Here is a 7,336-nt window from a genome sequence, read left to right on the forward strand (position 1 = left end):
GCGCGGCCAGCAACGGGGGCAGGGCCGGCAGGTCGACGGTCGGGAGGTCCATCCCCCCAGTCAACCCGAACCATCCTCGTCCGGGGCGGCGGGGGCTGGACGAGTGGTTTGGGCTACCCCGTCCGACGCCGACCGGGCCGCGCCGACCGGGAGGCCGTGGTCACTTCGTCCGGACCGGCAGGCCCGCCGGGCCCGCGCCCCGCAGCGAGGCGGTCACCGTACGGTCGCTGAGCCACAGGTAGCAGCGGACGCCCCGGTCGCCGACCCGCCAGCGCCCCGCACCGGGTGGGCGGACCACCACCCCACTGCGGAACCGCAGGCCGGCGTCGTCGGGCACCCCCACGTACCTGCCGAGGACGCTGCGGCAGCCGGTGTAGAGCGGCGCCCAGTCGGCGTCCCGGGTCGGGTACGGCCGGTCCGGTGCCCGCCACACCCCGACGAACTCGGCGTCGTGGCGGGCAGCGCACTCCACCGGGACCAGCGTCTGCACGCCCCGGCCGGCCCCGCCGCGGGTCTGCTGGCAGCCCAACCGCAGCCCGGAGGGACCCTTCAACGCGTCCCGCAGGCTGCCTGAGCGGACCACCACCGTGGCCGCCGCCTCCACCGTGGTCAGCTCGCTCAGATCGCAGCGGTACCAGCGGGAACCGGCCGCCCAGCCCGGCTGCGAGGGCAGCGCCACCGACAGCCGCAGCCGGCCGGCCCTCCAGTCGTCGCCCACGTACCCGGTCGCCCGGGTGTCGCACTCGGCGAACGCGCCGCGCAACTCCGCCGAGCCTCCGGCCGGGGCGGCGGTCCGCTCGGCCGGGAACGCCCCCACATGCACGGTCTCCACCCGGTGGGGGCCGGCGCAGTCCATCGGCTGGTAGCTGGCCAGCGTGACCACGTCGGTGAAGTCGGCCGCCTGACACACGCCGGCTGCCGGGGTGAACGCCGTCGCGGGCGGCAGCGCCGCCCAGTCGTCGGTCAGGTCACCGTCCAGGTCGCCGGACCCGGCGCAGCCGACCAGCAGAACCGCCGTGACGGCAGTGGCGAGCAGGGTCGTCATGGCACGGCGCATCGCGGCCTCCCCCAGCCACCGACCATCTTCCGACGGCGTGACAAGGGTAACCGGAAATGACCTTCCGGTGACAGACCGGAATCGTCGTACGTGAGATCAGGCGTTCACCACGGCCAGCGGGCTGGGCACCGGGTCGCCGGCCGTGCCGGGTGCCGCCGCGGCCGGGTCGGCGCCCAGCTCGACCACCCGGTTGTCGGCGTCCACGTGCACCACCCGCGGCCGGTACGACCGGGCCTCGGCGTCGTCCATCTGCCCGTACGAGATCAGGATGACCAGGTCACCGGGGTGCACCAGGTGCGCGGCCGCCCCGTTGATGCCGATCACGCCGCTGCCCCGCTCGCCCGGAATGACGTACGTCTCGAGCCGGGCCCCGTTGGTGATGTCCACGATCGCCACCTGCTCGCCGGGGAGCAGGTCGGCGGCGTCGAGCAGGTCCTCGTCCACCGTCACCGAACCGACGTAGTGCAGGTCGGCCTGGGTCACCGTGGCCCGGTGGATCTTCGACTTGAGCATGGTGCGCAGCATCGGGATGGCCTTTCGTGAAAGTGGTGGAGTGCGGCCGGGGTCAGGAACGGGGGGCGAGGTGGATCGACGCGTTGTCGATCAGCCGCGTGGCGCCCACCCACGCGGCGATCACCAGCCGCGCCGGCCCGGACACCGGCCCCGGCTCCAGCTCCGGATCGGTGAGCACCAGGTAGTCGAGCCGGGCGCCCGGCGTACCCGCGCCGAACGCGGCGTGCGCGGCGGTCAGCACCGCCCCCGCGTCCAGGCCAGCGTCGGCGGCCCGCGCCCCGGCCCGCAGCGCCGCGGACAGGCTCAGCGCGGCGGCCCGCTCCGGCCCGCTCAGGTAGCGGTTGCGGCTGGACAACGCCAACCCGTCCGGCTCCCGGACGGTCGGCACGCCCACCACCGCGACGGGCACGTCCAGGTCGCGGACCATCCGCCGGACCAGGGTGAGCTGCTGGTAGTCCTTCTCGCCGAAGAACGCCAGGTCGGGCTGGGTGATCTGGAGCAGCTTCAGCACCACGGTGAGCACGCCGTGGAAGAAGCCGGGGCGACTGGCACCCTCCAGCTCCCCGCCGAGCGGACCCGGGTCAAGCCGCACCCGGGGCTGGCCGTCCGGGTACATCTCGGCGACCGACGGGGCGAAGACCACGTCGGCGCCCGCCCGCCGGCACACCTCCAGATCCGCGTCCAGGGTCCGCGGATAGCGGTCGAAGTCCTCGTTCGGCCCGAACTGCAACGGGTTCACGAAGATCGTCACCAGCACGTGGTCGGCCTGTTCCCGGGCCGCCCGCAGCAGCGTCTCGTGCCCGGAGTGCAGGGCACCCATCGTCATGACCACGCCCACCGTGCCCTTCAGCGCGGCACGCGCCTCGGCCAGCTCGACGCGGGTGTGCACAAGCTGCGTCATGCGGCCACCTCCCGGCCACTGCCGGCGAGCACGCCGAGCAGCGACGCAGCGTCCGCCGGCCGCAACCGGCCGGCGGCGATCGCCCGGTCGGCGGTACGCCGGGCCAGCGCGAGGTAGGCCGGAACGGACTCCGGCGCGGTGGCGGCCAACCGGGTCAGGTGCCGCTGGACGGTGCCCGCGTCACCGCGGGACACCGGGCCGGTCAGCGCGTCGTCGCCGAGCCGCAGCGCGTTCTCCAGGGCGGCCCGCAGCAGCGGGGCGAGCACCTTCTCCGGCCGGGCCACCCCGGCGTCGCGCAGCCGGTCGGCCGCCTCGTTCACCAGGGTCACCAGGTGGTTCGCGCCGTGCGCCAGCGCGGCGTGGTAGAGCGGGCGGTCGGCCTCACCCACCCACTCGGGTACACCCCCGAGGTCGGCGACCAGCCGGGCGGCCAACGGGCGCAGCTCCGCCGGGGCGGTCACCCCGTACGAGATGCCGGCCAGCCGGGGCAGGTCGTCCGGCGTACCGGTGAAGGTCATCGCGGGGTGCAGGGCGAGCGGCCGGGCGCCCACCGCGGCGGCCGGCGCCAGCACGGCCAGCCCGTGCGCGCCGGAGGTGTGGGCGACCACCTGGCCCGGACGCAGCGCGCCCCGGTGGGCCAGGTCGGCGACCACCCCGGCCAGCGCGTCGTCCGGCACCGCGATCAGCAGCAGGTCGACGGCGGCGTGGGCGACGGCGGTCACCGGGCGGCGGGGCACCTCGGGCAGCAGCAGGGCGAGCCGGGCCCGGCTCGCTCCGGAGGTGCCGGCGACGGCGACGACGCGGTGGCCAGCGGCGGCGAGTGCGGCGCCCAGCACGGCACCGACCCGTCCGGCGCCGACGACACCGACGGTGAGCAGGCGGGAGGTGACGGCAGCCGGGGCGCCGGTGACGGCGCGATCCCGCGATGCGGCGGGCCCGTGCGGGGCGGCCGGACGCGGGCGCAACGGTGCGCTCATGACGACGATCCAGTCCTCGAGAAGGGGTACCGGTCGATCGCAAGTATGCGCCCGGCCCGCCGAACCGGGACAAGCATGTGTGAAAACCTTCACCACCGAAGGAAGGGCCCCCTCAACCGGTGACCGTAGGGTCGGAACGGTGGTGCCACCTGACCGTGGAGGGAACTGATGCCGATCCCCTGGCGGGACGCGATGAGCCGGGCCCTCTACGGGCCGGGCGGCTTCTTCGTCGCTGGTGCCGGACCGGCCGACCACTTCCGGACCAGCGTGCACGCCTCCCCGGCGTTCGCCGGCGCGCTGTTGCGCCTGATCTCCGAGGTCGACGCGGCCCTCGGCCGCCCTCCCCGCCTCTCCGTGGTCGACGTGGGGGCTGGGCGCGGGGAGTTACTGCATGCCCTGCTCAGCCTGGTCTCAACTGAGGACGCCGCCGGGCTCGTCTTGACCGAGGACGCCGCCGGGCTCGCGGTGGGGGTTTCCGGGGAGCCCACCCGCTCCGGGCGGTCAGGCTTGATCCCTCCGCGGGCGGGCTCCCCGGAAACCCTGACTTCCGCGGCCTCCGCCCGTCCGTCGGGCGAGGAGCCGTCGTCGGTCGCCGTTCGTCCGTCGCTGGCGGAACGGGTGCGGTTGACGGCGGTGGAGCTGGCACCGCGACCCGAACACCTGCCTGAAGAGATCGAGTGGGTGTCCGAGGTTCCTGCTGAGATCACCGGGGTGCTGCTGGCCACTGAGTGGTTGGACAACGTTCCGCTGGATGTGGCGGTGCACACCGAGGACGGCTGGCGGTACGTGCTGGTCGACCCGGCCAGTGGGGTGGAGACCGTCGGGGAACTCGTCAGCCTCGATGATCTCGACTGGCTGACGGAATGGTGGCCCACCAGCTCTCCCGGTGCCGACGGTGACCCGGATCGGGCCCAGGCCTGGACGGGCGCGGCTGGCGCAACCGAGTCGGGTTTCCGGGCAGCCCGGCCGGCGGAGGGATCAAGCCTGACCGCCCGGAGCCGGCCGGGCTGCCCGGAAACCCCCCACAGCGACCAACGGCGGGCCGAGATCGGCCGGACCAGGGACCGAGCGTGGGCGGGCGCGGTTAGGAAGATCCAGCGCGGGATGGCGGTGGCGGTCGACTACGGGCACCTGCGGAAGAGCCGGCCGGTCGACGGGACGTTGACCGGGTACCGGGCTGGGCGGCAGGTGCCTCCGGTGCCGGACGGGTCTGCTGACGTGACCGCCCACGTGGCCATGGACTCGGTCGCCTCCGCCGGTGCGGCGGTCGCCCGGTGCGCGTACTCCCTGGTCTCTCAGCGGGAGGCGCTGCGGGCGCTCGGCGCCGACGGCGGCCGACCGCCGCTGAGCCTGGCCGGCTCCGACCCGGCGGGGTACGTGCGGGCGCTGGCCGCCGCGTCGGCGGTGGCCGAGCTGACCGACCCGGCCGGGCTCGGCGGGCACTGGTGGCTGCGGCAACCGGTCGGCATCCCGCTCGGCCCGGCCGTGGCACGATGACGGGCATGACCACCGACGCCGGGGACCTCCGTGAACTGACCGTCGGCACCGGGGCCGGCCTGGTGGCCGGGACCGGCGGTCAGCAGCTCGGCACCGACATGGTGCTGAACATCGGCCCCCAGCACCCCTCCACGCACGGCGTGCTGCGGCTGAAACTGGTGCTCGACGGCGAGCGGGTGATCGCCTGCGAACCGATCGTCGGCTACATGCACCGGGGGGCGGAGAAGCTCTTCGAGGTGCGCGACTACCGGCAGATCATCGTGCTGGCCAACCGGCACGACTGGCTCTCGGCGTTCTCCAACGAGCTGGGTGTGGTGCTCGCGGTGGAACGGCTGATGGGCATGGAGGTGCCGGAGCGTGCCACCTGGCTGCGGATGGCGCTCGCCGAGCTGAACCGGGTGCTCAACCACCTGATGTTCCTCGGCTCCTACCCGCTGGAGATCGGGGCGATCACGCCGGTCTTCTACGCCTTCCGGGAGCGCGAGACCATCCAGGCGGTGATGGAGGAGGTCTCCGGCGGCCGCATCCACTACATGTTCAACCGGGTGGGCGGGCTCAAGGAGGAGGTTCCGTACGGGTGGACCGGACGGGCCCGCGCGGCGATCGGCGAGGTACGCCGGCGGCTGCCCGACCTGGACCACCTGATCCGCCGCAACGAGATCTTCCTGGCTCGGACGGTGGGCGTGGGGGTGCTCTCCGCCGCCGACGCCGCAGCGTTCGGCGCGTCCGGGCCGGTGGCCCGGGCCTCCGGGCTCGACCTGGACCTGCGCCGCGACGATCCCTACCTGGCCTACGACGAGCTGGACGTGCCGGTGGTCACCCGCACCGCCGGCGACTGCCACGCCCGCTTCGAGGTGCTGCTCGACCAGGTGTACGCCTCGCTGGACCTCGCCGAGCAGTGCCTGGACCGGGTGGACCGGCTGACCGGGCCGATCAACATTCGGCTGCCCAAGGTGCTGAAGGCGCCGGAGGGCCACACCTACGCCTGGACCGAGAACCCGCTCGGCATCAACGGCTACTACCTGGTCTCCCGTGGTGAGAAGACGCCCTGGCGGTTGAAGCTGCGCACCGCGTCGTACGCGAACGTGCAGGCGCTGGCCACCCTGCTCCCCGGCTGCCTCGTGCCGGACCTGATCGCCATCCTCGGCTCGATGTTCTTCGTGGTCGGCGACATCGACAAGTGACCGGCCAGCGCCGGATCAGCGCCAGCGGTCCGTGACCGGGGCGCCGCCGGCGCGCGGGACGTCGTCCTGCGGCGGGTAGCCGTACCGTTCCTCGTCCCGGCGCCGGCCGGCCCGCTCCGGTGCGGGCTCCGCCTGGTGGCCGCGTTGGCGTGGCGGGCGCCACTCGTCCGGCACCGGCACGCCACCCACCGGCAGCGCCGGCCGGTCCGCCCGCTCGTCCCGGTGGTACGACTCGCGCTCCTCGTACCGGCGCGGCTCCTCGTGGCGGCGCGGCTCCTCGTGCCGGCGCGCGTCCTCGTGCCGGCGCGGCTCCTCGTGGCGGACGGCGGCCCAGCGGTCGGCCATCCGGTACTCGGTGCCGGTGGCGTCGGCGTGCACCTCGGCCCGGCGCTCACCGACGCGCAGCTCACGGCCGTCCTCGTCGTCGCGGACGGCCGCCCAGCGGTCGCCCGTGCGCAGCTGTGACCAGTACTCGCCGGTGTCGTCCGCCCGCAGGGCCGGCCCGGGCTGCGGCGCGGCGGCGCTCGCCCGGTCGGGTTCACGCTGCTCCGACCAGCCCCGGTCGTCCGGGCTCGCCCAGGAAGCAGGCTGCGGCCGGTCCGGTACGCGCTGCGGCCCCGACCCCCAGCCGGGCTCGTCCGGTGGGGCGTACGTGTCACGCGGATCGGTCCACTCCGGCTCGTCCCGGCGGTCCGTCCAGCCGGGCTCACCCCGGCTCGCGGGCTGCGCGCCCCACGAACGGTCATCGGCGGGGCGGGCACGGTCGTCGCCGTACCCGGACCGCGGGTGCTCCTCCGGCTCACCCCACGAGCGGTCGGCCGGCCGGGAACGCTCCTCCGCGCCACCGCCCCGGGTCCACTCCTGCGCCGGCGGGGACCACTGGCCGGCGTACCCGCCCCCGTACCGGCCGCCGGGCTCGGCGGCGCCCCCGTCCACCACGGTGTGCCGGGTGGTGACGTGCACGGTCTCGGTGTGCCGCACCACGCCGACCGGACGGTGCGCCGGCTCGGCGCGGTCGTGCTCAGGAGGCCGGTGCGCCGAGGCGTACCCGGCGGCGGCCGGCCGCTCCCCGCCGTACACGCCGCTGGCCGGCTGCGCGGCCTCGGCGGACGCCCGGTGGTACGCCGGCGGTTCATCGTCCGGGCGCTCGGGGCGGCCACGCCGGGCGGCGACGTCCTCCGGGCCCGACACCCGGCTCCGGCCGGTC

The 7,336-nt window shown here is 75.1% G+C and carries 6 protein-coding genes and 1 pseudogene; 2 read left to right on the plus strand and 5 right to left on the minus strand.

Annotated features, from left to right (window positions below):
* Positions 1 to 160 precede the first annotated feature (160 nt).
* From DKT68_RS28040 to DKT68_RS28055, 4 genes are all read right to left on the minus strand, one after another.
* The gene (locus DKT68_RS28040; protein WP_109820389.1) at positions 161 to 1,057 is read right to left on the minus strand and encodes a septum formation family protein; all 897 of its coding nucleotides are present in this window, start codon (positions 1,055 to 1,057) and stop codon (positions 161 to 163) included.
* Positions 1,058 to 1,153: 96 nt separating this feature from the next.
* Positions 1,154 to 1,582 carry an aspartate 1-decarboxylase gene (panD, locus tag DKT68_RS28045; protein ID WP_109820390.1) on the minus strand — a complete coding sequence of 143 codons (429 nt, stop codon included), beginning with the start codon at positions 1,580 to 1,582 and terminating at the stop codon, positions 1,154 to 1,156.
* Positions 1,583 to 1,622: 40 nt separating this feature from the next.
* Positions 1,623 to 2,471, minus strand: a complete 849-nt coding sequence (panC, locus tag DKT68_RS28050) for a pantoate--beta-alanine ligase (RefSeq protein ID WP_109820391.1) — start codon at positions 2,469 to 2,471, stop codon at positions 1,623 to 1,625.
* Complete coding sequence (locus DKT68_RS28055; protein ID WP_236647101.1) at positions 2,468 to 3,448, minus strand: Rossmann-like and DUF2520 domain-containing protein; 981 nt, start codon at positions 3,446 to 3,448, stop codon at positions 2,468 to 2,470. Before DKT68_RS28055 ends, panC begins: the two co-directional genes overlap by 4 nt.
* A 168-nt stretch (positions 3,449 to 3,616) precedes the next feature.
* Here DKT68_RS28055 and DKT68_RS28065 point away from each other — a divergent pair, with 168 nt between their 5' ends.
* The gene (locus DKT68_RS28065) at positions 3,617 to 4,945 is read left to right on the plus strand and encodes an SAM-dependent methyltransferase (RefSeq protein ID WP_236647102.1); all 1,329 of its coding nucleotides are present in this window, start codon (positions 3,617 to 3,619) and stop codon (positions 4,943 to 4,945) included.
* Positions 4,942 to 6,129 (plus strand): NADH-quinone oxidoreductase subunit D, encoded by a 1,188-nt coding sequence (locus tag DKT68_RS28070; RefSeq protein WP_201749217.1) that lies wholly within the window; start codon positions 4,942 to 4,944, stop codon positions 6,127 to 6,129. The genes DKT68_RS28065 and DKT68_RS28070 overlap by 4 nt, the downstream gene beginning before the upstream one ends.
* Positions 6,130 to 6,144: 15 nt before the next feature.
* Here DKT68_RS28070 and DKT68_RS28075 read toward each other — a convergent pair.
* Positions 6,145 to 7,336 (minus strand): annotated as a pseudogene (locus DKT68_RS28075) (hypothetical protein); the annotation flags it as partial.

The sequence above is a fragment of the Micromonospora acroterricola genome (genome assembly GCF_003172955.1).
Lineage (GTDB): Bacteria > Actinomycetota > Actinomycetes > Mycobacteriales > Micromonosporaceae > Micromonospora > Micromonospora acroterricola.

What these genes read in the sequence shown, in the direction of transcription:
- DKT68_RS28040 (WP_109820389.1), bottom strand. Translation starts at nt 1,057, where the DNA reads ATGCGCCGTGCCATGACGACCCTGCTCGCCACTGCCGTCACGGCGGTT.
- panD (WP_109820390.1), bottom strand. Translation starts at nt 1,582, where the DNA reads ATGCTGCGCACCATGCTCAAGTCGAAGATCCACCGGGCCACGGTGACC.
- panC (WP_109820391.1), bottom strand. Translation starts at nt 2,471, where the DNA reads ATGACGCAGCTTGTGCACACCCGCGTCGAGCTGGCCGAGGCGCGTGCC.
- DKT68_RS28055 (WP_236647101.1), bottom strand. Translation starts at nt 3,448, where the DNA reads ATGAGCGCACCGTTGCGCCCGCGTCCGGCCGCCCCGCACGGGCCCGCC.
- DKT68_RS28070 (WP_201749217.1), top strand. Translation starts at nt 4,942, where the DNA reads ATGACGGGCATGACCACCGACGCCGGGGACCTCCGTGAACTGACCGTC.
- DKT68_RS28065 (WP_236647102.1), top strand. Translation starts at nt 3,617, where the DNA reads ATGCCGATCCCCTGGCGGGACGCGATGAGCCGGGCCCTCTACGGGCCG.